Annotated in this window: 20 protein-coding genes and 1 pseudogene; 14 read left to right on the top strand and 7 right to left on the bottom strand. The window is 44.4% G+C overall.

The window, feature by feature from the left end:
- Positions 1–321: 321 nt before the first annotated feature.
- Positions 322–1,098 carry a DUF4062 domain-containing protein gene (locus NZD86_RS00155; RefSeq protein ID WP_268044466.1) on the top strand — a complete coding sequence of 259 codons (777 nt, stop codon included), beginning with the start codon at positions 322–324 and terminating at the stop codon, positions 1,096–1,098.
- Positions 1,099–1,755: 657 nt separating this feature from the next.
- Here NZD86_RS00155 and NZD86_RS00160 read toward each other — a convergent pair.
- Together NZD86_RS00160 and NZD86_RS00165 are read right to left on the bottom strand one after the other, a co-directional pair.
- Positions 1,756–2,580, bottom strand: a complete 825-nt coding sequence (locus NZD86_RS00160) for an MrcB family domain-containing protein (protein ID WP_268044467.1) — start codon at positions 2,578–2,580, stop codon at positions 1,756–1,758.
- Complete coding sequence (locus tag NZD86_RS00165; RefSeq protein ID WP_268044468.1) at positions 2,556–2,840, bottom strand: MrcB family domain-containing protein; 285 nt, start codon at positions 2,838–2,840, stop codon at positions 2,556–2,558. Before NZD86_RS00165 ends, NZD86_RS00160 begins: the two co-directional genes overlap by 25 nt.
- A gap of 95 nt (positions 2,841–2,935) precedes the next feature.
- Between NZD86_RS00165 and NZD86_RS00170 the strand changes: the two genes are divergently transcribed.
- The 3 genes from NZD86_RS00170 (at position 2,936) to NZD86_RS24610 (ending at position 4,986) form a co-directional block, all read left to right on the top strand.
- On the top strand, positions 2,936–3,424 hold the full coding sequence (locus tag NZD86_RS00170; protein ID WP_268044469.1) for an NUDIX hydrolase: 489 nt from the start codon (positions 2,936–2,938) through the stop codon (positions 3,422–3,424).
- A 1-nt stretch (position 3,425) separates the two neighbouring features.
- Positions 3,426–4,328, top strand: coding sequence for an HNH endonuclease (locus NZD86_RS00175; RefSeq protein WP_268044471.1), 903 nt, complete (start codon positions 3,426–3,428; stop codon positions 4,326–4,328).
- Between the two features lie 64 nt (positions 4,329–4,392).
- Complete coding sequence (locus NZD86_RS24610; RefSeq protein WP_407655229.1) at positions 4,393–4,986, top strand: SEC-C domain-containing protein; 594 nt, start codon at positions 4,393–4,395, stop codon at positions 4,984–4,986.
- On the opposite strand, the gene NZD86_RS00180 is transcribed toward NZD86_RS24610, so the two are convergent.
- The 4 genes from NZD86_RS00180 to NZD86_RS00195 all read right to left on the bottom strand — a co-directional run bounded on the left by NZD86_RS00180 (position 4,964) and on the right by NZD86_RS00195 (position 11,102).
- Entirely contained in the window at positions 4,964–6,109 is a 1,146-nt protein-coding gene (locus NZD86_RS00180) for an IS630 family transposase (RefSeq protein WP_268044472.1), read from the bottom strand. The two genes, NZD86_RS24610 and NZD86_RS00180, sit on opposite strands and share 23 nt — an antisense overlap.
- Positions 6,110–6,874: 765 nt before the next feature.
- Entirely contained in the window at positions 6,875–8,098 is a 1,224-nt protein-coding gene (locus NZD86_RS00185) for an IS256 family transposase (RefSeq protein WP_268043348.1), read from the bottom strand.
- A 309-nt stretch (positions 8,099–8,407) separates the two neighbouring features.
- Positions 8,408–9,742, bottom strand: coding sequence for a helix-turn-helix domain-containing protein (locus NZD86_RS00190; RefSeq protein ID WP_268044473.1), 1,335 nt, complete (start codon positions 9,740–9,742; stop codon positions 8,408–8,410).
- Between the two features lie 559 nt (positions 9,743–10,301).
- The gene (locus NZD86_RS00195; RefSeq protein WP_268044474.1) at positions 10,302–11,102 is read right to left on the bottom strand and encodes a DNA primase family protein; all 801 of its coding nucleotides are present in this window, start codon (positions 11,100–11,102) and stop codon (positions 10,302–10,304) included.
- A gap of 55 nt (positions 11,103–11,157) precedes the next feature.
- Here NZD86_RS00195 and NZD86_RS00200 point away from each other — a divergent pair.
- From NZD86_RS00200 to NZD86_RS00220, 5 genes and pseudogenes are all read left to right on the top strand, one after another.
- Positions 11,158–12,389: pseudogene (locus tag NZD86_RS00200) on the top strand (ISL3 family transposase).
- 183 nt (positions 12,390–12,572) lie between these two features.
- Positions 12,573–13,262, top strand: coding sequence for a hypothetical protein (locus tag NZD86_RS00205; protein ID WP_268044475.1), 690 nt, complete (start codon positions 12,573–12,575; stop codon positions 13,260–13,262).
- 287 nt (positions 13,263–13,549) lie between these two features.
- Complete coding sequence (locus NZD86_RS00210; protein ID WP_268044476.1) at positions 13,550–13,897, top strand: hypothetical protein; 348 nt, start codon at positions 13,550–13,552, stop codon at positions 13,895–13,897.
- A gap of 332 nt (positions 13,898–14,229) precedes the next feature.
- Positions 14,230–14,490, top strand: a complete 261-nt coding sequence (locus NZD86_RS00215) for a hypothetical protein (RefSeq protein ID WP_268044477.1) — start codon at positions 14,230–14,232, stop codon at positions 14,488–14,490.
- Between the two features lie 32 nt (positions 14,491–14,522).
- Positions 14,523–15,293: an NERD domain-containing protein gene (locus NZD86_RS00220; protein ID WP_268044478.1), complete on the top strand. Its 771-nt coding sequence runs from the start codon at positions 14,523–14,525 to the stop codon at positions 15,291–15,293.
- A gap of 633 nt (positions 15,294–15,926) precedes the next feature.
- Here the strand turns inward: NZD86_RS00220 and NZD86_RS00225 are convergent.
- Positions 15,927–16,505 (bottom strand): recombinase family protein, encoded by a 579-nt coding sequence (locus tag NZD86_RS00225; protein ID WP_268044479.1) that lies wholly within the window; start codon positions 16,503–16,505, stop codon positions 15,927–15,929.
- A 509-nt stretch (positions 16,506–17,014) separates the two neighbouring features.
- On the opposite strand from NZD86_RS00225, the gene NZD86_RS00230 reads away from it, so the two are divergent.
- From NZD86_RS00230 to NZD86_RS00250, 5 genes are all read left to right on the top strand, one after another.
- On the top strand, positions 17,015–18,994 hold the full coding sequence (locus tag NZD86_RS00230; protein WP_268044480.1) for a KAP family P-loop NTPase fold protein: 1,980 nt from the start codon (positions 17,015–17,017) through the stop codon (positions 18,992–18,994).
- Positions 18,995–18,998: 4 nt separating this feature from the next.
- Positions 18,999–19,724: a hypothetical protein gene (locus NZD86_RS00235; RefSeq protein ID WP_268044481.1), complete on the top strand. Its 726-nt coding sequence runs from the start codon at positions 18,999–19,001 to the stop codon at positions 19,722–19,724.
- Between the two features lie 4 nt (positions 19,725–19,728).
- The gene (gene qatC, locus NZD86_RS00240; RefSeq protein ID WP_268044482.1) at positions 19,729–21,069 is read left to right on the top strand and encodes a Qat anti-phage system QueC-like protein QatC; all 1,341 of its coding nucleotides are present in this window, start codon (positions 19,729–19,731) and stop codon (positions 21,067–21,069) included.
- Between the two features lie 13 nt (positions 21,070–21,082).
- Positions 21,083–21,823 carry a Qat anti-phage system TatD family nuclease QatD gene (gene qatD, locus NZD86_RS00245; RefSeq protein WP_268044483.1) on the top strand — a complete coding sequence of 247 codons (741 nt, stop codon included), beginning with the start codon at positions 21,083–21,085 and terminating at the stop codon, positions 21,821–21,823.
- A gap of 1,265 nt (positions 21,824–23,088) precedes the next feature.
- Positions 23,089–24,306, top strand: a complete 1,218-nt coding sequence (locus NZD86_RS00250) for an IS110 family RNA-guided transposase (protein ID WP_268042741.1) — start codon at positions 23,089–23,091, stop codon at positions 24,304–24,306.
- Positions 24,307–24,372: the final 66 nt, after the last annotated feature.

The raw sequence follows: 24,372 nt of genomic DNA on the forward strand, positions 1-24,372 counted from the left end.
TCCCTTCGTTCTTACGTGAGTCTCTAAGAGATCTACCACTGAACACTATTCACGTCCTGCATCAAGATATCAATGAGTAGTGGCTATGAGCGTAGGTTGCACGAATAAGATATTTGCCCGAACAATGATTGCGGGACTATAAGTCGCGGCGTAGTGTCGTGGCGTGAGGATGTTGAACTTGGGATGCATTAAATAACAGGATTCCAGATTGTATCGCAAATAAACTAAAGGAATAGTTGTTTTGTTCCACTTGTACACTTTTCATTTTATTTACAGTAAAATAACTACTGTAACAAGATTTTTCACAAGGTGGAGGATTCAGTGCCTTTTGATGCTAGAGTTTATAACATCCTAATTGCATCACCCTCCGACGTTGGTGAGGATCGAGACATTATCGTCGAAGCTATTCATGAGTGGAATTCGCTGAATTCACAGAAGGAGAAAACTGTGATTCTTCCTGTTAGGTGGGAAACTCATTCTTCACCATCTTTGGGGGATAGACCCCAAGGCATTCTTAATGATCAGTTCGTAAAGAACTGCGACCTTCTCATAGGTCTTTTTTGGACCAGAATAGGTACACACACTGGAGCTGCTGAAAGCGGTACAGTGGAAGAGATCGAGTACTTCATTGAGTCAGGTAAGCCTGTATTACTTTACTTTTCAGATAAGCAAATTTCACTATCGGAAATCGATATTGAACAATATAAAAAGGTTAAAGATTTTAGAAGTAAAATAATTCCAAATGGGATTGTTGAAGGATTTAAAACCACTATAGAATTTAGGGAGAAGGTTAAAAGACACCTGTCTCTAACCATGCGTAAGGTTATTGATGGCACATCTACCTCTTCTCCAGAAAAAATTGAAGCTGCGAAGACTACAATATTACCAAACATAAGAAAGGATACCGTGTATTTGGAAGATTACTATAAGGAGGGCATTACGAAAAGCTTCTTAGTTAAAGGAAACACGACCGCAATCAAAGATGAACTTAAAGCACTCGGAGGGAGATGGAACAACAAGTTAGAGGGCTGGGTTTTTCCAGCGAAACGAAAAATTGAGATCGCTGAGTTTATAAAGGAAAAGGTGAGTGCTATATAAACTCTACTTTATACTAGATGGCTCAAATTCGAACTCATAACTCATTTTGATAGTGTTTTCACAGAGTGAAACTTGCACCACAAACTAGATAGTCTGTTGAACCCCCTGTTCTCCGACTTGCCCAGTCCGTCCTACTTGTGGACAGCTATTGCCTGACAACTCTTTGGGTCAAAGTCGATGCTATCTACTCACCCTTCTAAGGTGAGTAGATAGTCTCAGTGACAACTATAAAGTTCTAGCGCAAATCAAGGATTCAACTTTGCAGGAGGACTAGTCTGCTGATAGTGACCACATCCCATTGCCATTGAGGAAATCAAACATATTGACACCAGTGTTTACGTACGTAATCGCCCCTCAACATCCATAAGGCATCAAGCTGATGAATCGTTATAGTCGTCCAGAGACAAGAGCGACAGCCAAAAGTGGGTCTGCCGTTCAAAGGCAAAAGGTTAACTCTGTGGAACCTTAGATGTGTTGGTACACCGTCTACGAGGGCTTCCTAATAACGTAGGCTATATTCGGTGTGGCGAGCAGTCTAGATCTGTTGCTTTTGCTCATTTTTGAGCAATTGGAATTTGTTATAAAATTTGGATTTTATGTTGATCTAGACGTTTATCGACTCGTACGAAACGAGAGCATTAACGGAGTTGGCGTACTCTAGTCGTACGCTCTCTTCAAGTCCTCCAGCCCGATATCAATCCCGTGACCCAATAACCTCTCCCGTCTTAACTCATACAGCTTCTCTAATACCTCTTCCTTTTCGGATGCCACGGCATAGTGAATTCTGCCATGACAGTTACGACAGAGAGCAACCACATTAGCAGTTACATCAAGGCTGTACTCAAACTGATCCTGAAGATTAAGAGGAACAAGGTGATGTGCCTCAACGTAGTTCCTGCCTGTTCGTTTAGACGTATAGCTGACATGAGTAGGGTCAAACTCACACAGAAAGTTGGCATTCTCCAACGCACCGCGTGCAATGCCAATGTCACGTTGCCAAGACTTGCGCCCTCGTGAGACACGAGGCTCTTTCTTGGGCTGTGGTGACGCTGTGTATTTAGGCTGAGCCGCAGATACACGTTGTTGAAACTTCGTATCATCTACGTCCTCACTTACTGCTTTTGAAACCAATATATCCTCGTTAGTTACGGACAAGTCCTGTACATCTTCCATGCGTCCCTTCAACTCACGATACACACCAATCATCGCAGTCAGGTCAGCAACCAGAACGGTATCGTCTGGAATCTGTAGCGCATCGTAGAACTTCCCGCAAATATGACCTAACTCGTACCCCTCAGCAAGGCTGCCTTTGTGATGGAGATCAATTTCTGTTGTGTCGAAGTCATTTAAGTTTGAAGTTAAGACTTCTCGCCATGCCAAGGCAACGCTTCGAATTTCATTACGAGCGTTATGTATTTTACGAGGATGTTTTTCCTTGTAATAAGTCCAACCTTGGTTCAGCGAGAGATAAACACCTGACATGTCTGCTCTGAACAGATAACAAATATAGATACCATGAGTAGCACACTATCGGTAATATCCTTATCAAATATGCAAATCCACGGGATAGCTGCCCAATTCCCCGCTCCTGTAGATGCCTTGACCGTATATTGTCTTGTATCGATCAAGTCACGAAAGTGATTTGCAGTTGTTGTACTCACAAACTGGCGTAGTGGATGTTGACCGCTAGTAAGGCTTGCGGAAGGATATTCGTTAAAAATCCGCTCAAGTTGTTCTTTCAAATCATTTCACCGCCGTATGCAACTCGAATTCTATGGACTAATTACAACAACCACATGTAAAATCCTTCTAGGAGTAGATTTATAGGAGTGCTAATGTGACCAACCAACTAAAGTACACGATGATTTTCATCAAACACGACAACTCAATATTGATGCTCAACAGACTTAAACCTCCTCTAATGGGGCTATGGACTGGTGTTGGCGGAAAGATTGATGCAAACGAATCGCCTACTGACGGTGCAATTAGAGAAGTCCACGAGGAAACTGGAATTGTCGTGAACAACCTATCCTTTAGCGGAACAGTCACATGGCAGACTGAACAAGAGGACTCGGGAATGTACCTTTTTTCCTGTGAAATCCATGACAATGCGGGCTACGACGAACCCAAACTCGTAGATGAAGGCATCCTTGCATGGAAGGATATAGATTGGGTACTGCATGGCTCAAACGAAGGGATTCCTAAGCATATTCGACTGTTTCTCCCGTCTGTTTTGAGCGGACAGGTACATGAACATCTATGCTTCTTTCGCAACAATGAACTTGAGAAATATGAACGTCATTCGTTATTGAAGGAGGACAAATAAGATGAAACGACTTGTTCTAATTGGAATCAATGTAAAGGCTGAAGAAAATGTAACAACGACTTTAGATACACCTATTAAAGTCACCGACGAATTGCAAGTAGACCTATTACAAACGAACCCACAAGAAGATATACGTCAAGCAGTTTCTGACCCTCTATACGCTTGGGGTACAACGGTGTCATCCAATGCTAGCCGTGAAGGGAGATGGAAACGAGTATCAAAATTAGATAAGTTGATCCTTTTCAATAACGGAACAGGAGCTGTTGTCGGAATTGGGGATATTGCATTAAATCCAATCCAAAGCACAAAGACTTCCGCTTATTTTTGGAACGATCCTAAGTTCGAACATATTATCATGATACACAACTTCAGCCGCTGTAATGTTCGTTCGAGCGTCATATGGAATGACCTTGGATATGCCAGTACGTTTCACGACAATGGAGTTACTGTTCCAAACGACGATATTATTCGCAATTTACTCGTACGTTTTGGTTCACTTGACTATTACGTAACACATCTACTAACAATCCACTCTGACACTACAACTAAGGTTGTAATTGATGAAGACACATACATAGAGGGCAAAGGAAAGTTAGTGTTGCACAAAGTCAAGGAAAGAAATCCTGCAGTAATCAGAGCTGCGAAAGACCACTTCAAATCAAACCATAACGGTCGTTTGTTTTGTGAAGTTTGCGGATTTGATTTCGAAAGAACTTACGGAGAAATAGGAGAGGACTACATTGAAGGACACCATATAGTACCACTATCAGCACTAACAGCCGAAACCCTTACTTCCGTTGATAGTATTGCCCTTGTTTGTTCCAATTGCCATCGAATGCTACATCGCCAGAATCCGCCATTATCAATTGAGCAACTTCAGAGAGCAATGATGGTCAGTGGATAAAAACAACAGGGGTGAGTTTTACCTCTAGATTGTTAAAGGAGGAGGAACATTGGCTGCAACCTCAGTGAAGCGGAATGCTAATTGCCCATGTGGTAGCGGATTACTGGCTAAAGAGTGCTGTTATCCAACAAAGCCGCCTATCAATATGCCAGTTCCTCAATATGTAAAGCTGGATAATGTACCCGTCGCCACCAGAGTCAATGGACTTGTTGATGACTCAATGAGGGAGCAGATCGAATCTCACCTTAGTCAAATGTTCAATCTCACCGTTAAGATCGGTAGCGAATCTGGCCCAGGATTCCTCCCCCGTGAACAAGCAAACAGGCAAATAGCGCATGTGCTTGGATATGGACTTGACGAATACCACCTAGACAAGGAACGAAATGAGCATACTCTCATAGGACCACTACATAGTGTCAAGTACCATCAGCAACAATGTATGTATAGACTCTTCGTTCTACAACAACGGTCTAAGAAATCCAAGCAAAATTCACTATCGCATCCGTCGAATAATAAACATATTAATGTTGTACATACTATCCAATTCGAAGATCTTCCTTTAAGGGCTGAATTTGAAGCGTTTGTGAGTAGAATCAGCTCTGCACTAGTACAACGTTTCCTATATAACGTAATTTTTAACCCGGTTGTTGCGTCTTAGATTCCAGTCCATATCTCCAATGGAATTGAACCGGACTTTGATTGACTTCGTGTAGATACATTTCGATCCGTTGTCGCAGTTCCTCCTTCGAGGATACTCGGATGTGTCGAAGCATACTCTTCGTCATCTTTGCAAAAAACGATTCGATAATGTTCAACCACGATGCATGTTTGGGCGTGAACACGAACACAAAGCGGTTGGGTACGGTCTCCAAATAGGCTTGTGTTTCTTTCGACGTATGCGCCGAGTGATTATCGAGAATCATTTGTATTTTCCATTCCAGCGGATAATGGGCATCCAACTTTTTCAGAAAGGCAACGAACTCCCGGCTTCTGTGCCGATCTTCCAAACTGCCGATGACTTCGCCCGTGATCAGGTCGATACCCGCCAACAGACTCAGTGTGCCATAGCGAACATATTCATGATCGCGCCCTACGCTACTGTGTTGACCTGGTTGTGGTGGCAGGTCCGGTGCCGTGTTCCCGATAGCTTGAATCCCCGGCTTTTCGTCATAGGACACCGTTGTCGTCGTGTAAAATGCATTCTCCTCTTCATCGAGCATGAACTGTACCTGCTGGTATACGCATAACACCTGAGCCATCTTTTCGTCGAAGTCTGGGTCCCGTTTCTCTAAATAATAGCGAACCTTGTGCGGCTTGATATCATTGGCCGACAGCATCTTCGAGATGGTGCCGGCGCTAATACGTGAGGCACACTCATGTCCAGCAGACACGGCGTGTTCCTGGATGTGTTTCGCCAATAGCCGAATCGTCCACAGTTCATACGAGTATCCGAGGTCCTTAGGCTTTTGACAAGCCAGAGATATGATCCAAGCCTGCGCCTCGGGCGTAATCTCGGGAGGTCTCCCGCTACGAGGCAGGTCATCCAATGCTGTGGAGATGCCAAACTGCAACGCCTTGTTCAGGCACCGATGAACCTTGACTGCGTTGGTATCCAACGTCTTCGCGACAGCTTGTGCAGATGCACCGCTCTCCAATTGCAGCAATATCTTGGCGCGCTCCACGCGACGAACTTGCTCTGTCCTAGACTGTGAGACCTTCTGTAGCAGTGAACGCTCTTCTTCGGATAGCACCAGCATCGGTTTCCTGCGGCGATTGCCCATTGGTATCCCCTCCTACATCTAGGATACCAGAAACCTATATTAATTACGATATTTAAGAAACGATCTACTAGATGCTCTAGCGCAATATGTATGTAGGTGTCTTGGAAAAAATCCAAAGGACTACTCCAGTCACTTTAAACTAACGAATCATCTAAAAAATGAAACTATTGGCAGTGTTGTATGGCTTAATTCTCTTCGTCACAAGTACACGGATTACGAAGATTGGTCACGAATAATTATTCGAGGACTTCGGGATTACGTGATCCATGAGGGGACTTTATGGTCACTGGAAGCAGGAAGAGATATGTCCATAGAACTTCCATTCGTCCCTCCATCTTGGCAAGGCAAAGACCTTGAAACGCTCTGTATAGAGCATTGGAAAACCTTAATTGAGTTTGTAGGGGAAGTTAGACAAACTCTTGTGTATTTCAGATTTACGACGTAGTGAGTAATTCCAAAATTCTCGGGAGGTTCGTGTATTACAAGCGTCCCAGGCATAGCGATCCATGCTACGAGAGACTAGCTATAATTGCGAAGAGGATGTATCTGAAGCGGAAGGTACGCCTTCATAACCTTTTGGCTCCGAGCGGGTTACAACCACTCTCCGCTAAAAGGTCAAGAAGTGGCTTACCAGAATCATTAGGAATCCTTTCGCAGTAAAAACCAAATGTCATAAAACAACCAAGTAAGAATGAGCAACAACACCATGAGAGATCAAGTCCGAAATGTGGTGTAAATTCGTCCCTCGGTAGTTTCAGTGTTAAGTTACCTGAGTTGACTAACCTTTGAAAGTTGTTGTGCTTGCTTCTTCTGTTCCTCACGCCATGTGAAGTATTCCTTCATGTCGAGGTATTTGTGCCCCGACTGCCACTTCTCGTCCATCTCCATCAGCAACGCACCAATTAGACGGATCACGGAATTGCGATTGGGATAGATCCGAATGACTCGGTCACGTCGGCGTATCTCCTCATTCAGACGTTCCATGCCATTTGTCGTTCGTAGACGCCTTCTGTAGCGTTCGGGCAGGGACAGAACTGCCGTAATATCATCAAATCCATTTTCGAGAATTTGAATTGCCTTGAGTGCCTTCTCGCTGTAATCCGAGACCACCTGGTTCATCAACAACCGCGCCGTTGCCACATCAGGTGCGTCCAGGATAGCCCGTACTTTTCCGTACAGTTCGTCATGCAAATGCTTCGGTGTAGCATCAAGAAAATTGCGCATGAAGTGCGTCTGGCACCGCTGCCATGTTGCTCCTTGGAACTGTGCCTGCAATGCCTTTACCAGCCCGCTGTGGCTGTCTGAGACAACAACATCCACGCCCCTTAGATCTCGACTCTTGAGCCAGGAGAAGAATTCCGTCCAACTCGCCTGCGACTCACTGTCCCCAAGCATCATCCCCAGGATTTCACGATACCCATCCTCGTTGACACCCGTAGCGATCATAGCAGCTCGTGAGCGAACCCGACCTTCCTCCCGAATCTTTAGAACGATGGCGTCAACCAACACAAAGGGGTATCTCGTTTCTCTCAAATTGCGCTCATTCCAAGCCTGTACAACAGGGTCGAGTCGTTTACACAACTCCGATACCGTGGATTTCGAGAAGTCGACTCCACACAGTTCCTCAGTGATTGCGGAAATTTTCCTTGTGGATACACCGTTGATGACCATTTCTACAAGTGTCAACAAGAGAGCCTGCTCACTGCGTTGGTACCGTGCAAACAATTCTGTGGAAAAGCTCCCATTGCGCAAGCGTGGGACACGAAGGGTGAGGGTACCGATCCGGGTGGTCAATGGGTGAGGGCGAGTACCATTACGATATCCCTTTCGTTCCTCAGAACGTTCATACGGCTCCGCCTGCAATTGCTCTGAAGCTTGTGCTTTCAGGACTTGATTCAGGACTTGCTCTAACAGTTGGGACATGCCTTTATCCCCAGTGAATAACCCTTTCAAAATATCTTCATCCACGGTAATCTTGTATTGTGCCATTCTCGCATTCCTCCCAGTAGTTTCGTGCTGTCACACTGATTCTACCAAAGAGGGACGAGGTGGCACTTTTTATGTCACCCAGTGCGTCCACTGAATTTACACCAATTATATGGACTCAACTCCATGAGAACCTTCGCTCGAACAATACTTCCTGTAACTTCAGCTATCATTTCAATGCCGTGCATCATTCCAGATCGTTTTGTTTCATTTTTCGTGAAATGCACGAACAATAACAGATACACGCCTTGGCACAGCCCAAAACACATATAAGCTAATACGATGAAAGGAGGGGTAATTGGAATCACAAAATCACCGTATCGATATAGGATCAAGTTTCGTTGATGTGTGGCATGTAATTCCAACTGCGTAAGGATCGTATTTCATGTTTCTGCTTTCGAAGAATTGAGTGAATTTCTGTTTCTTCCGCTCAAGGTATATTGTTGAATCTCTGTATATAAGATGGTAAAAATTCCATACATCCCTTCGCTCCGCAAACGAGAATATATGAATGTTCTGGTTTTCTCGGGTGTAAATTTTGTTGTCATTTACACCTATCATCCTCTTCAGATACTCTTTCACTCCTTGGCATAGAGCAAGTGATCCACAGATATCGACTGATAGCCTATTGTTCGTACGCAAGCATGCACAACCATCTCCATCAAATACTCCCCGAATCAAATGCGGCATTAACTCATCAGCAATAGTGGGAAGAACCTCATGCCCTGTTTTCCTTGGGACAACTCCATACCTTGCGAGATCGTCACATAATTGTTGAGATGACACGTTAAAATACGCTTCTCTGCGATTTGTGTACCGAATGATATTGTCTTGACCGCCAAGTTGTCGCTTTAGTTCTTGAAGGATGTAGGCATCCCGTTCTTGAAGTTGTATACATAGCCTTCGACTTGCATTTGTCGAGTTCTTTCTAATACCTACGCTACCGTCAGCGATTATTAATCCCAGGAAGTATGCTTTCTCTGGCGTATCTATAATTGCAAAGTAGTCATGGTTTCGTATCCCACTTAATCGGTACTGCCTAGGACGGATTACAACTTGGGCTTCCTTCAGAATCGTCAGCACAGTGTCATCAGAGACTTGAAACTCCTCGGCAATCTGTCCACTGGTAGAGTTGTCTCTGTACATCGCCACCATATGATTTATTTGTTTCTGTGAAAAGTCCTTTCTAAAGCGTCTTGAATGCGATAAATTATTTTGTTTGAAGACACGACCGATCGCGGTTTCCCCTCGCCCAGTAAGTCGAGCGATTTCTGCTATGGAATTATGACCCTGTCGATATAAACTGATAACCATCTTCTTTTCAGATTCATGGAGCGCCCGTGGATTCACCGTTTTTAATCCGTACTCCTTAAATACCCTCGCTACTGACGTTTCCCCTCTATTTAGTTCCCGAGCAATAGCTGCAATGCTTGTACATCCATTGCTGTAGAATTTAAGAATTCGCTCCTTTTCTTCTGTGGATAGTCTCCTCCCTTCTAACTCATAACCATTTTTCTTTAATACCCTACGTATAGCCGATGTACTCCTGTTTAACTTCAGAGCTACTTGTTTTACACTCCACCCCATTTCGAACAGTGAAATCGCTTGGTTTTGTTCGTCGGTTGATAAATCTGGTGTTTTAGCCATATTCATTGCTCCTTTTGCGTAATTGTGGTAATGAAGTCCATCGCATTAGGAACAACATCCCCAGAATTTATTCTCTTTAGTACAACCGCAACAATTAGTAAAAAAATACATAGGTGTGCTTTTCACAAGTAGCCAAAGAGAGCGCTCTCTTACATAGTTTTGTTTGCACCCGCACTTCGTGTGGCTGCGGGCATTCACGTCTAATGAAATCGGGGATTAGGAGACTGAATCCTTCACGTCAATGCCCACCGCCGCAGGCGGTCAAGGCAGACCACCGAAGGTGGGCTGAGCGCAGGCGAAGCCTGTGCAAGTGCCTCGGCATAGTACACATTACCTCTTGCGCTCAAGACCGCATTAAAAGACAGGTAGGTACACAAGTTCACGAGTTGTTAGCACTCTTGGCTTTTGTATTCACCATTACCTACTTCTTCCCATCTCCATTAATTGAAAACAACTCATGAACTCGTGTACCAGGATTACATATCCCGTACTTTTACAACATAAAAGTGGTACACGAGTTGTTAAAATCCCGTGTACCATTCATGAACATGAATTAAATTTACGCCTGTTTTAGGTTGATACCTACCCATCGCCAGTTGGACTCTCCTTTGATACGAGTATCCTGATACTGCTTGGCTATCCGTTCGTTAAACTTGATTTTCCCATAGGGCTTCAACCCCGACTTTTGACTCCACACTTGATACTGAGCGTAGAGGTCATCTTTGAGACAAGACAGTTGTTCGCCTATTGCACAACATTCGTCGATAAAGACTTTAACAGTGTCATATGCGTCTCGGTACTTCTTAACTGCATTTGTTATCGTCTCACATTCAGTGAACTTTCCATTTGTCTCTAACCGTCTTAGACCCTCTAGTGCATAATTGAGCAGTGTGGATAGCGCAGACGGTGTGGTTAATCGGTCGATGAGCTTCACATCTGCCTTGTCTGGTGTGAATTTCTTCTCAAAGGGAATGATTAACCACCGTCTAAAGAAACCGTCTGTTATATCCGCATTTCTCGGGAACTCGTTGGTACTAAAAACGAGTTTCGCAAACGGTCGAAAGTCAAATGGTTCTTTGAACTTCCGCTCTGCGTTAATAGAGTCTCCAGAGACAATTGCTTTGAAATTACTACTGTTTGACATTGACGTTCTAGGTAGATCAGCAAATGTATTAACCAACTTGTTTTTCAATTCAGCAATTTTAAGGCTCTTCGCTGGTTGAGATGGGTTGAACAAGTCAATCATGGAGGTATAAAAACCCATTGGCAAACCAGAGTTAGGGTCAATGCCTCCTTGTTGTCGGCTTGACATGACTTGTAGGATGCCAAGTTGGGCATCCGTCAAGAGCTTTCGCGGCATATCCTCCCTTTGGTCGGTATTCCACGCTCTCTTGACGTAACAGGAGGTTATCCAAATGTCCGATCCCGTTCTTGACTTGTTCAATCACTCTATTGGCGTTCAATCTCCCTGGCATGTTACTTCGGTTGAATTCAGCAAAGAGAATAAACGTCTTGACATCACGGTCGACTACAAAGATGGAACCAAGTTCCCATGCCCAAATTGCGGCAGTCAGAACACGGACATCTACGACCGCGACACTCGCTCATGGAGGCACCTCAATCACTTTGAGCACGACACATACATTCACGCCAAAGTGCCTCGAATCTGGTGCCATGATTGCTCGAAGGACAAGGGGGTGTACGGACCATCGAAGTGCCCTGGGCACGCAAACGCGGGCATTTCTCATACGGCTTCGAGGCATTCATCCTTCAACTGGTTCGCGAGATGCCCGTTCTGGCAGTTGCACGTCTAGTCGGGGAACATGATACCCGTATCTGGCGTATCGTTCGCCACTATGTGAATCAGGCTCGCGAATCACAAGACTTCTCAGATGTTCACCACATTGCGGTTGACGAAACCTCTACAGCTCGCGGTCATCACTACGTGACCGTTGTTGCAGATACAGAGCAAAGACGGGTAATCTTCGTCACGCATGGCAAAGACATGAGTACCCTTACGCGATTCGTCGATGATTTCACGCGACATGGCGGCGACCCAGATGAAATCGAAACTGTCTGCTCCGACATGTCTCCAGCATTTATTGCTGGTGTTCACAAATACTTTCCTGACGCTTCACTCACATTTGACAAGTTCCATGTTACGAAAGTAATCGGTGAAGCGGTGGACAAAGTACGCCGTGAAGAACAACGCACACAGCCCATGCTCAAACAATCCAGGTACATTTGGCTGAAGAATGAGCACAATTTGACAAGCAAGCAAAAAGAGCGATTACAGGAGCTTCGGCACTTAAATCTCAAGACGGCAAAGGCATACCAGATGATGCTGACATTCAAAGAGCTTTGGATACAGCCAAAGTCCCTTGCCAAGCCGTTTCTGGACAAGTGGTACTTCTGGGCCACGCATTCGCGGCTCAAACCAATGATTGACGCCGCTAAAACCATTCGCCGCCACCAAACTGGCATACTGTCTTGGTTTGATAGCAGAGTGAATAATGCCCTGATTGAAAGTATGAACAGTCTCATCCAAGCCATGAAACGAAGAGCGAAGGGTTATCGCAACGTCGAGAACTATATCTCTATGATTTACCTGTTGCTAGGCAAGTTGTCCTTCGCTTTACCCACCTAAAACAGCGAGGAGGCAAAATCCAAAACCCCACGAGAAGTTGTTGCTCAAGCACTGGATTACGCATCATGGGTACAGACCGTATCATATCAACAGCTACTTAATATCTTCGACGAAAATAGCGACCGGCCATTTGAAGAAGTTTTTATTGAAAAGTTCGGTATAGGCGTTCCCGAGGAAATAAATGTGGCACATCAAATCATTATTGTTAGCTCTGAGTTGGACCTTGAAACAGAGAGAATCATAAACTATCTCTCCTCTAACTACGACGTACCTATAAACGCAGTATTTTTTCGGTACTTTAAGCAAGACCAACAAGAATTCATAACGCGTAGTTGGTTAATCGACCCTACTATTGTTGAAGAAAGGTCAACGAACCCAAGCAAGGAAAGCAAACGGGAGAAGTGGAATGGCCAAGACTTCGTCGTTAATTTTGATGATTCAGAGTACCGGAATTGGGAAGATGCGGTCAGGTTTGGTTTTGTGTCTGCGGGTAATGGAAATTGGTACAGCCGAACGTTGAAAAGTTTATTTGTTGGTGCCAGGGTTTTTTGTATGATTCCTAAGCACGGATATGTTGCGATCGGTAGAGTAACACAAAAATCAGTTCCACTAAGGGATGCTGAAATTTTGTTCGAAGGGCAGAAGCGTAAACTGGTTGACTGCAAACTCAAAGCGCCTAATATGGTCCATGACATTGACGACCTTGAAAGCTGCGAATACGTTGTTACGGTTGATTGGATCAAAACAGTTAGAAAAGAAGAATCATTTTGGATCAAGGGATTACGTGCTAACCAGAATAGTGCGTACAAATTGACTAACCAGTATACCATTGAAAAGGTATTGGAACATTTCGGGTTGGATGAAAGTGAATGAGAGTGTGCGGCTTGTATGAGGTGCCCAATCAATAAATAGGGGTGGGGCTAGTGATGGTCTGGGTAAACATAGATAAACCGACAAAGAATTTTACGGTTCACGCCCGACATTGTGTTTATGTCGCGAAAGTTACTGAAACAAAGTTTAAGGGGGTCCATCGTTTTAAACATGACGGTGGATGGTTTGAGTTCGAAAACGTTGAATCAGCTCTTTTAGAATATCATCATCACTTTCGCGACTTCAGTTTGGTGGAACATTGTTAAATTTTTATGGGGTGAGCGGGTCAAATGGAACGAAAACTTTGGACTACTGATGAAAACGATATCATCGAGCAGAGCATTGATGAATATAGACAGGCGATAGACGGGCGGAGTGACAAGATTGTTAATGGTATAACAAAGAGTTACGCGGAAAGGCTACATCGTGCAAACCCATTGCTCCGGCACCGAACCCCAAATGCAATTTCAGAGCACCTATCCTATTTTGATGATTTATTAGCTGGTGCTGGAACACCTAATGATTATGCTAAAAAGGATGCTCATAAATTTGGTTCAAGGCAGCGATTAAATGGAAGCAAGGACTGGAGTCGTGCTTATCGACGAGGTCAAAAAGAGAGATGGGCGCGCGATGAATGAGGTGTGCTTGTACTACATGGCTACGCTTTCACCTTTCTAGGCTTAGGACCTTAGATTCTAGAGGAGGCTTGTTTAATATGGCTTTTCAAACCCCCATCACTGTAGCGATGTACCATTTACACGTTCTTTAAATGAATCTGGAATAGGTGTCTTTAAGTGTATGTACCCCAAGCAAACTAAAGCCGAAACAGCCAAGGGCTCAAGATATGTGGTTTGAATTGCTTTAAGGTGGTTTACAACAACAAATTCAGCATTAAGTTTTTCGATATGCAAGCTGTCAATGGAAACGTAGCTCTACCATGCAGATAAGCCAATAGAAAGGGGTATTTGCTATGATCGAAGTTGTGTGGGAGCGGATTAAGAACTGCGATGGTCAAGTGTTTCGGCAGGTTCGGGGCGGAGAATTTACATACCACGTTCGAGGCAATCTCATTGACTTGAGCAGAACTAAGCGACATGTATCGAAAAAAACATTTGAACATGCCCTTGAATATGTTCCTCTTGAAAACACGATGCCATTGCAAAACCTACAAGCACCATCCTATCTTTTTGCGATATTGATGGACGACCGGATTCGAAAGAACGATTGGTAGTATTCCAAGTAAAAACGAAATGAGGTATTAAGTTGCAGATACATTTTCCGCCTATTCTCTATATCAGTATTCCGCTTCTCGTTGCGTTGCTGATATTGAAGTCATTCATGCCCAAATTACTGGGTCATCGCGGGGAAAGCATTGTCCGTTCCAGGCTCAGTGAACTGGATAAAACCAAGTACATTGTCCTAAATGATCTGCTCATCCCTAATGCCAAGTCCAAGAGCGGTACCAGCCAGATTGATCATGTGGTGGTTTCTCAGTATGGCGTATTCGTTATTGAAACGAAGAATTACTCGGGGCAAATTAGAGGCAAAGAAGCAGACGCCCAATGGACACAGGTGAATTACCGCCGAAAAGATCGCCTTTCAAACCCTTTGCGGCAAAATTACGGTCATACACAAGCCATTAAAGAATTGTTAGGAGAGTCATTGTCTTCCAAAGTCGTGCCTATCGTCGCCTTTACGGGAAATGCCGAATTGATGGTGGACGTAAAGCCGGGAACACATTTGATCTACACCCGAAATCTTGTGACAACCATTAGGCAGTATAACCAAGTGGTTTTGTCCGCAGAGGAGGCAAAACAAATCATTAAAAAACTGCGAGCTGTCCATATTGCGGATCGTGTGCAACGGCAAATTCACACGAAAAACATCAAGTCCGCCCTATCCAATGAACGGGAAACCGCTAGGAATGGCATTTGCCCAAAATGCGGAGGAAAAATCGTGCAACGTAATGGAAAATATGGGCCATTCAAGAGTTGTAGCAACTTCCCCAAGTGCAGATACAAACCTGGTGCTTAACGTCATCGGCAGGATGCAAAATCTAGTTGTCTGAATCTCTTGTTACCTCTTGTTACCTGAAGCCGGGAGGATGACACCGAGAATGGCAGATATGAGATTTTCCCGAATTACGTGCAAGGAAAAGAATGGAGTAGCGTGGGTGGAATAAAGGTTTTAGATTTGGATGAGCAAGGAGGCATTTATTCACCAAAAAACCCGGATACCCATTTTTAAAAAAATGGATAACGAGTCAACTCTATGGAGAGGATCCCTTCCATGAAAAGCACACAACGTTTTGGTTGAGGCGCAGAACTCGACCCGGTTTAAAATATTATATAAATGGATATGTACTTTGTCGCAAAATTTGGTTACTTGGTTATACCTGCCTAAACTAATTTAAGTTCTAATGAGAAAGTTTGGTTCTGTTCCTAGAAAACTCGTTGTTGTCCGGAAAAGTATGCTCTTACGGAGCCATAAGAACTAACGTAAAAATTCAGTTTTAGATCACTTCAATGGTTCATAAATGAATTTGTGAACATTCGTTTTACTGAAAATACATTTCCGATCGAGTTCGTCGATACTCGGCCATTTTAAAAACTGTTGAATGGGTTACTGTAAATGGTTTGTGTATATGCACCTTAAATTAATTTTAGCCTACAATTCATGTCTCTTCTCTTGTCTTTTTTTGTATCGTATTAGCGTGGACTTGCTTATCGTGGTCATGCGCTCTACTTCGTTGTATGAGTGGTCTTTCAGCAGTTCAATCGCATGGTCCAGTTGGTGCTTCGTGTACTTGTTTGGTCTGCCGTCCTTGAAGCCGTTTTTCGTGCGTGCAATTTCCTTTCCCGCTTGGGTTCGTTCAATAATCATGTTCCGTTCAAGTTCTGCAACGGCAAGTAAAGTCGTCAGAAAGAAGTTCCCCATCGCAGTGTTCTCAAGCAGTCCAATGTTCAAAACGTGGACCTTCACATTCAATGCAAACATCTTTCGAACTACCTCGATGCCTTCAACTACATTTCTGGCTAAGCGGTCCAGCTTGGTAACGATAACCTTATCGCCTGGCTGGAGTTTACTCACCAACAAGTCGAACTGCGGGCGTTCCGTTGTAGTCCCCGTATATTGCTCTTGGATAATCTCATCACAAGCCTCTGCCTTCAACGCGTTTATCTGATCCTCAAGTGAGTTACCTTTCAGCTGTTTCCTCGTCGATACTCGAGCATATCCATAAATCATAATTGACACCTCCCTGCCACTTGTTATGAACATAACTTATGACACCGTAATGTGCTTTGATTTTACTGAGACACTATTTTGGTGTCAATAGTGTTAACTTATGACCATGAACAAGTAGGCAACTCAATTTCTTGTGAGAATTTGATTGTAGCTCTACACCTACCTCATTCGACTACTAGATATGGTCTGATGATATAAACAACTGATGGGAGGAGGGGGGCGTTCCTGAGGAGAAAACTCGGGGCTGCTAATTTTGTGCTGTCCACTTTTTGACGGTAGTTCCCACATGCATGGCTCTTTGATACATCGAAAGTAGTATTTTGCTAAGGTAACATGCTCATCATCATTTTGTGGTAACCGTTTTGGTGCCTGCGTTTAGTATAGGGTACACTCCACAGGAATTTGCGCACAGGTACACAAATCGCTAAATATTAAGAAAGGAAAGGAATAAATAGGTAAGATGTCGAAAACTCACTAGTTGGGTCTATCAATAGTCATATTCCGTTTGAGTGGGTGCAAATATGTGGGCGGACAACGAAACTTCTCAGGATTTGCTAGGTTTTAGGGTGCACGCTGATTTGATTAGGTCTGTGATTACTAATCCAAACCTTTTGCCTGTCACTTTAGGCATTTTTGGTGATTGGGGTAGCGGAAAAACAAGCATTATGAAAATGCTTGAGCATGACTTGAATCCGGACAACTATTCTGAGGGGTCACCTGAAAGAGATAAATACGAAAAAATAGCTGTTCTTTATGTCAACGGTTGGCTGTTTGAAGGATACGATGATGCCAAGTCTGCGCTCCTCAGTTCCATACTTTTGCAATTGGGTGAGCATAAGAGATTTGGACCGAAGGTCAAAGAGCGAGTTGCCCATCTTTTGAAATCGGTAAATTGGATGCGGGTTGCAAAATTTGGAGTCAAGGAAATTGGTCTTCCTGCTCTGGCGGCATACGTTACCGGAGGAGCTAGTCTGGTTCCTAGTCTGGCTAACTTGGGGAAAAATGTGTTGAAAACGCTTGTCCCTACACAAGACAAGGAGGGCGAAGATGAACATAAGGGATCTGAAAAAGCAGCAAATCCAGAAACAGATTGGGAGGGGCTCATCAGAGAAGATAAAAGTGAAGCAAGCGCCATGGATGTTCGGACGTTCCGTAGTGACTTTGAGAAACTACTCAAGGACACTAATATAGAATCCCTAGTCGTATTAATTGATGACCTAGACAGATGCTCGAACGAACGCATTATTGAGAATTTGGAGGCCATAAAGCTGTTTTTGAATGTAGAAAGAACAGCATTTATTGTAGGTGCTGATCCACGAATCGTTCGGCATGCAATCGAAGTCAGATATGCGCAGATGAAGTTCAAGGATGAGAACTCTTCAGAGGCTGAGGAAAGGCTAGTCACGGATTATCTTGAGAAATTAATCCAAGTTCCTTATAGGCTACCTAAACTGTCACCTGCTGAAGTTGAGACCTATATGGTGCTGTTATTTTGTTCTAGGGACATTGATGATGAAGCTTTACTGGAAAGAGTATACAAGGCCTGTGACAACCAGAGGACTGCCAACCGTTACAGTGTATTTGGGTATGCTGCTGTAAAGGAAGCGCTTGGAGAGGCACAAATCCCGACCACACTGAGTGAGAGTTTAACACTCAGCTCAAATATCGCTCCTCTTATTACTGAGGGGCTAAAGGGTAATCCGCGACAAGTCAAAAGGTTCCTAAATGCCTTTTTTCTGCGAAAGGAACTTGCAAAAGTAGCAAGGCTGAACAGCATTCGGGACGATGTATTGGTCAAATTAATGGTACTTGAATACGGCCACCCCAAACAATTCTTGGACCTATACGAGTGGCAGTCCAAGCAAGAAGGGAGGGCTGAGCAAATTGAGCTTCTGGAAAGTCATCTAGCAAAGTCAGGTGGAAGTTCCGATAGAGAAGAACAGCCTCAAAACATCGATGCACAGTGGCTTACTCCCTTCATGCGTCGTTGGCTCGTAATGGAACCATTACTCGGTGAAATTGATCTAAGAGATTACTATTGGGTGGCAAGAGATAAGCTTAGTACAACATTATCTGGATTATCCATGGTACCGCCTTTGGTCCGAACGATGCTGGAAGATTTAATTTCTGCAAACCCTGGGCGAATGAGTCGGGCATTTTCGGAAGTCCCAAAATTAAACCCCGAAGAGCTTGCCATATTACTCGATTTAATTAATAAACACATTGCGCGAAAACCAGATCAAAAGGTTGGGTACGATGCTTTAAGGGGCCTTATCGAAAGAGATATCGCAGCCAGTGCTGAAATACTACGACGCTCATTGTCTGAAGTTCCTCCAGATGCTATCCCACCAGCTGTCGGGAATGACCTAATAGCTCTACTAAAAACAAAGCCGGAATTGGTTGGGAGATTCGAATCAGTTATGACACAGCTGAAATCGACAGATACCAGAATTGGGAGGGCATTATCAGCTAGCCAAAAAAGGGGGTAGACCCATGGGGACATCTAAAGGATACGATGCACCGAAAACACCACAGTGGGCAGATTTAAAACGAAAGGTCACGACATTTGCGAAAGAGGGCCGTCCAGGGCCCATTAATGCAAAACAGTTGGTCGGACAATTTATTCGTGCTAACGGGGGAGCTCATGCGATTGCCTATAGTGGAGGAATAGGTGCCCGCAGTGCTCAAACCGTAGCCAGAAATTTAGGGGCATTTATTTCCTTAATTCATAACGTAGGTTTTGCTGAAGCAATAACACGTTCAGGGCTCGAACACTTAAGGGGCCTGCCTACTTCAGAAATCATTCTGACACTTATCGATTACATTGGAGAGGACGCAAGTATCATTGATCAAGTAGATGCAAGGAATGCACTCTCCCAATTGATGGCTGAAATGTTTAATGAGGCAGAGGGAATTGATGGCGTGGGAGAAGTGTTGGAATATTACATAGACTCCGAAAACTTGACTCGGCTATTAGAGAAGTTTTTCGCGTATTACGTGTATCAACAGTTCTGTCGGTCTTTCTATGAAAGACTGGCGTCTAAGGTAGGAATTGCTCAGGCGGACGCATTCCTAGATGACATATTAGATTACATAAAATCCGAAATAACCGTCCTTACCATGGATAGGGATGTAGCGCAGGTAGATTGGAATGGGCAAGAAGGGCAAACAATTTGCGCACAGATTATGGATAAAACATTAGGAGTTTTTGGAGGGTAAACCTATGATTGAAGTGACGATAATTCCTGGAGAGAACACGAAATTTGACTTCGCAAAGGTGCGTTTGAACAACACGCATACAGGAGCTTTCTGTGCGTTAGACCTGGACTTCAAAACTTTGTATCAAAAGTGTGGAATTCCGAACCAGACGGTTCTGGACTTTTTATTTATAGCGGCTGTATTTTACGCCACGGACAAATTCATTAAGAGAAACGATTCTAAGGATAACTGGACTCGTGATATAAAAATCCGGATTCCCGTTTATGAGTTGGACAAATGGAATGATTCAAAGGCTTATCTGGAAGAATGCATGTCCTTTTTAACAGGGGATGTTTGGGATATCGAGTTTTATCTCAATCAATACACATTACATCGACCTCGACCGACTGCTCAAGACCTTAGTGTACCCCGGGTGCAAGCAGATTCGGTTTGCTTATTTTCGGGTGGATTAGACTCGTTTGTTGGCGCTATTGATTGGCTAGAGACTCACCAGGATAAAGGCATTCTATTGGTAGGACATTATGACGGTCACGTAAAAGGTCCAATGTCGGATCAAACCAAACTACTCCAGCACTTGCGTCGTCCTGAAACACAAGAAAGAATTGAATCGTTGCAAGTTAGAGTAGGCCAGCACCCGGCCGGAAAAGAGAGGACATTCCGGAGTCGATCAATATTGTTTCTCGCACTAGGGGTCTATGCTGCTGCCAGCATTCGTCCCGACGTCCCACTGATTATACCCGAGAACGGAACAATTGCTATAAACATACCCCTTACCCCCTCGCGACGAGGAACTTGTAGCACACGGACCACTCACCCACGATATATCCGCATGGTCCAGAGATTACTTCATAATATCGGGGTATTAAACCCAATAATTAACCCTTTAGGGTTCAAGACTAAAGGGGAGGTCGTTGTACAGTGTCAAAACCAAGTACTACTACGGCAGGGTATCCCCGATTCGGTGTCTTGCGGAAAGAGTGGACACAAATCAAGTTGGGTTCGACGCTACGCTAAGGGTTGCGGCAGGTGTGTTCCCTGCATATTTAGAAGGGCTTCATTACACATGATTGGCGCCGATACTGAATGTTATGGGACAGATGTGTTAAGTGATGAGCTTGACCTGAGAGGAAACAAAGACTCAGCGAACGACTTTAGGGCTGTGATAGCATTTCTGGGACATAATTATGATTTAGAGTCAGTAAAATTGCTGTTGATGGCAAGTTCATCACAATTGGACGATTTAGATGCGTACGCCGGAATTGTTTTCCGGGCAATGGAAGAAGTCAGGAGATTAATACGAGATAAAGGTACTACCGAGATTAAGCGGTTGGCCGGCATTGTTTAAGGATGTGAAATAAGTGATCGATGCGCACTGCCACATAGATTTGTACAGCGATCCCATGGCACAAGCCCGTAAAGTCGAAAATGAGAGAATCCGTACTATTGCGGTCACGAATTTACCCAGCCATTTTGAATTAGGGTATCCACACTTGAAGAACTTTAAAAATGTCCGACTAGCACTGGGGGTTCATCCACTTCACGCCAATCAGCATACGGACGGTGAATTGAAAAGGTTCGTTCGTCTGGCAAAAAGTACTTCGTACATTGGAGAGATAGGTCTTGACTTTTCTCCGGAAGGAAATGCTACGAGGGAAAAGCAAGTCGACAGTTTACGTTTTGTGTTAACTCACATAAACGACAGACCAAGGTACATTTCATTGCACTCCAGAAGGGCAGAACGTTCAGTACTACAATTATTGAAGGAGTTTTCAATAGAGCAGGCTGTGTTTCACTGGTACAGCGGTTCATTGTCTGTTCTGAAAGAGATAGTAACGGCCGGATACTTCTTTTCTATTAATCCAGCAATGATTCGTTCTTCGAATGGGCGTAAAATCATCGAACATATTCCGTCGGATCGGTTATTGACAGAAACTGATGGCCCGTTTGTTAAAGTCGACGGAAGGATTATTGAATCTCAGGACGTCGCTGAGGTATTAAATCACTTAAGTTCACTTTGGGACTGTACGTATGAAGATGCTGAACGCCAAATTGAGAACAACTTTAATACCATTTTGCGCCCCGTCAAAAGAGTGGTTTGAGGTTTTGTGGACAGTTAAAAGTATGGTGTGAACAGGGGGTGAAATCACCATGGCAACAAATCTCATAACTGACACGGGAGCAACCAGCACTTGAAGTATACGACTGATTTCAATTGGCACAATCTACTGAGCTGACCATCGATCGGAACGTTTGAACAGTTATTCCTGGATATAGGATATCAATCTAATTCCTCGCAACACGGAAAAACCCCGACTACAACAACACCACTGTAAATCTGCAAATCATTTTGCAAATCAAAGGTGAAGAATGAGCAGTCACCTGGGGGAAACGAAAGTGTGGAAATCCCTTTAAATATGCGAAATCAAGTCCTAAAACGGAATGCCAGGGAATAGCCAGTAATGTCCCGTGGAGATTTCCTAAATTACCGCTGATAGCAAAAAGGAGTTAGGACATGTTCAGTGATGAATGAAAAAAACGAACCAAAGAGGGTGCGGGAATAGTGCCCAAGTGGATTTGCTTTATATTGTGACCTTGTCTCGTCCCGCTCAAACGTCAGTGGAATTCTTACTATGGATTTTACAAAATACAGTTGACTTGTTTGACAATCTTCACATTGCTCACGATAAAATTACGTTTGTGTTTAGCGAAGTCCTTCCCTAGCACTGTTCGTCTGTCCATCAGATCGAGAGCTGAGTGCTTGCTTAGCTGAATTCCAGAAACAATACTTTGGATATGGTTGGATATTAGGATTAAAAGGAAGTAATAGATAAATTCAGAAGGACTAATTATATTCCGGAGTGGTAGATTACTGCTCGGAACCCGGCGAGATATATACTCAAAAGAAGTATTTTCAATTTACCTCATATCTGGGAAATCCGTTGGATAAACCAGCGTAAGCGCTCTCCTCATCGGTCTTTGACTCTCTACTTCATAGCTTGTCTTCATCACCAAAGCCGTATGAATTCCCTAAAGTGTAATTGAATCCTACCACTTTCATCCTACTGAATAATAAGTACGAATAATTACAATATTGTGTTGACATTAAAACTAATTAGACTCCCATGCCGCCGGGGCGGCACCAGCAGAAGGATGAAAATGCCTTTGTGTTGAATGATTTTTTGGTGGCTGGCGAAGGCAGGTCGTCACTCCTTGGTGCCTCGAGCCCGCTGATTAGACTGACTACGACGACCAGGTGCACCACAGAATGTCGCTCTCCTCCTCGGAGAAGCACGCAGGATAGAATGATCCGTTATGGTCGTTGCACCAGCCCTTCAATATTACCAGTCCATCAGGAAGGATTGGCATGGATGTCGTATACGAACGTTGTTGCGGCCTCGATGTGCACAAGAAGACGGTGGTCGCCTGTGTGCTGACGCCGGAGGCCAAGGAGATTCGCACGTTCTCCACGATGACGGAGGATCTCCTGGAGATGGTTGACTGGTTAGGACAACATGAATGCACGCATGTTGCTATGGAAAGCACAGCTTCATTCTGGAAGCCAATCTACAACCTTCTGGAGTCGGCGGACTGTCAAGTGCTTGTGGTGAACGCCAAGCACATGAAGAACGTTCCGGGCCGTAAGACCGATGTGAAGGATGCCGAATGGATCGCCGGATTGCTCCGCCACGGGCTGTTGCAAGCCAGTTACATCCCCAACCGTGAACAACGGGAACTACGAGAACTCATTCGCTACCGCCGAAGTCTCATTGACGAGCGGGCAAGAGAGGTGAATCGGGTTCAAAAGGTGTTGGAAGGTGCCAACATCAAGCTTTCTGCAGTGGCCAGCAATACACTTGGCAAATCTGGGCGGGCGATGTTGGAAGCAATGATCCACGGAGAAGAAGACCCGGAGGTATTGTCAGGGTTAGCCAAAGGCCGGATGAAGGCGAAGAAGGCCGATTTGCACAAGGCACTGAATGGGCTTATGGGCTCCCACCAACGAATGATGCTGGCAGCCCAATTACGTCACATCGATTACTTGGATGAAGAGATTGCCCGGCTGGATGAAGAAGTCAAGGAGCGCATGCTCCCTTTTGAAGAAGACCTGGAGCTAGTGGACACCATCCCCGGTGTCGGTCGACGAACAGCAGAACAAATTCTGGCTGAAATTGGGACAGACATGACCCAATTTCCGTCTGCTGCCCATTTATGCTCTTGGGCAGGACTGGCTCCAGGGAACAATGAAAGCGCCGGGAAACGAAAGTCGGGGAAAACACGCAAAGGGAATCAAAAACTCAGAGCAGCGCTGGTGGAAGCAGCACGCGCAGCGGCGAGAACGAAGCAGACTTATCTCTCTGCCCAGTACCATCGAATTGCAGCTCGAAGAGGCAAAAACCGTGCAGCAGTTGCAGTGGCCCACAGCATCTTAACCATCGTGTATTACGTGTTACAGCGACGTCAGCCTTATATTGAACTCGGCCCAACATATTACGAAGCACGCAAGAAAGACGCAGTCGTAAAGCAGGCGATCCGGAAGTTGCAATCACTCGGGTTGGAGGTCACCGTAAAACCTGTTGCATAAATGATCTCCAGACATCACAGAGTTCCTTTTAAAACCCATCTTGTGGTGGGCTTATTTCAGTATGTC

This window comes from Alicyclobacillus dauci (assembly GCF_026651605.1).
Lineage (GTDB): Bacteria > Bacillota > Bacilli > Alicyclobacillales > Alicyclobacillaceae > Alicyclobacillus > Alicyclobacillus dauci.

Coding starts and splice junctions, on each gene's coding strand:
- NZD86_RS00160 (WP_268044467.1), bottom strand. CDS start 2,580: ATGTCAGGTGTTTATCTCTCGCTGAACCAAGGTTGGACTTATTACAAG.
- NZD86_RS00175 (WP_268044471.1), top strand. CDS start 3,426: ATGAAACGACTTGTTCTAATTGGAATCAATGTAAAGGCTGAAGAAAAT.
- NZD86_RS00180 (WP_268044472.1), bottom strand. CDS start 6,109: ATGGGCAATCGCCGCAGGAAACCGATGCTGGTGCTATCCGAAGAAGAG.
- NZD86_RS00185 (WP_268043348.1), bottom strand. CDS start 8,098: ATGGCACAATACAAGATTACCGTGGATGAAGATATTTTGAAAGGGTTA.
- NZD86_RS00190 (WP_268044473.1), bottom strand. CDS start 9,742: ATGGCTAAAACACCAGATTTATCAACCGACGAACAAAACCAAGCGATT.
- NZD86_RS00195 (WP_268044474.1), bottom strand. CDS start 11,102: ATGCCGCGAAAGCTCTTGACGGATGCCCAACTTGGCATCCTACAAGTC.
- NZD86_RS00210 (WP_268044476.1), top strand. CDS start 13,550: ATGGAACGAAAACTTTGGACTACTGATGAAAACGATATCATCGAGCAG.
- NZD86_RS00215 (WP_268044477.1), top strand. CDS start 14,230: ATGATCGAAGTTGTGTGGGAGCGGATTAAGAACTGCGATGGTCAAGTG.
- NZD86_RS00225 (WP_268044479.1), bottom strand. CDS start 16,505: ATGATTTATGGATATGCTCGAGTATCGACGAGGAAACAGCTGAAAGGT.
- NZD86_RS00235 (WP_268044481.1), top strand. CDS start 18,999: ATGGGGACATCTAAAGGATACGATGCACCGAAAACACCACAGTGGGCA.
- qatC (WP_268044482.1), top strand. CDS start 19,729: ATGATTGAAGTGACGATAATTCCTGGAGAGAACACGAAATTTGACTTC.
- NZD86_RS00250 (WP_268042741.1), top strand. CDS start 23,089: ATGGATGTCGTATACGAACGTTGTTGCGGCCTCGATGTGCACAAGAAG.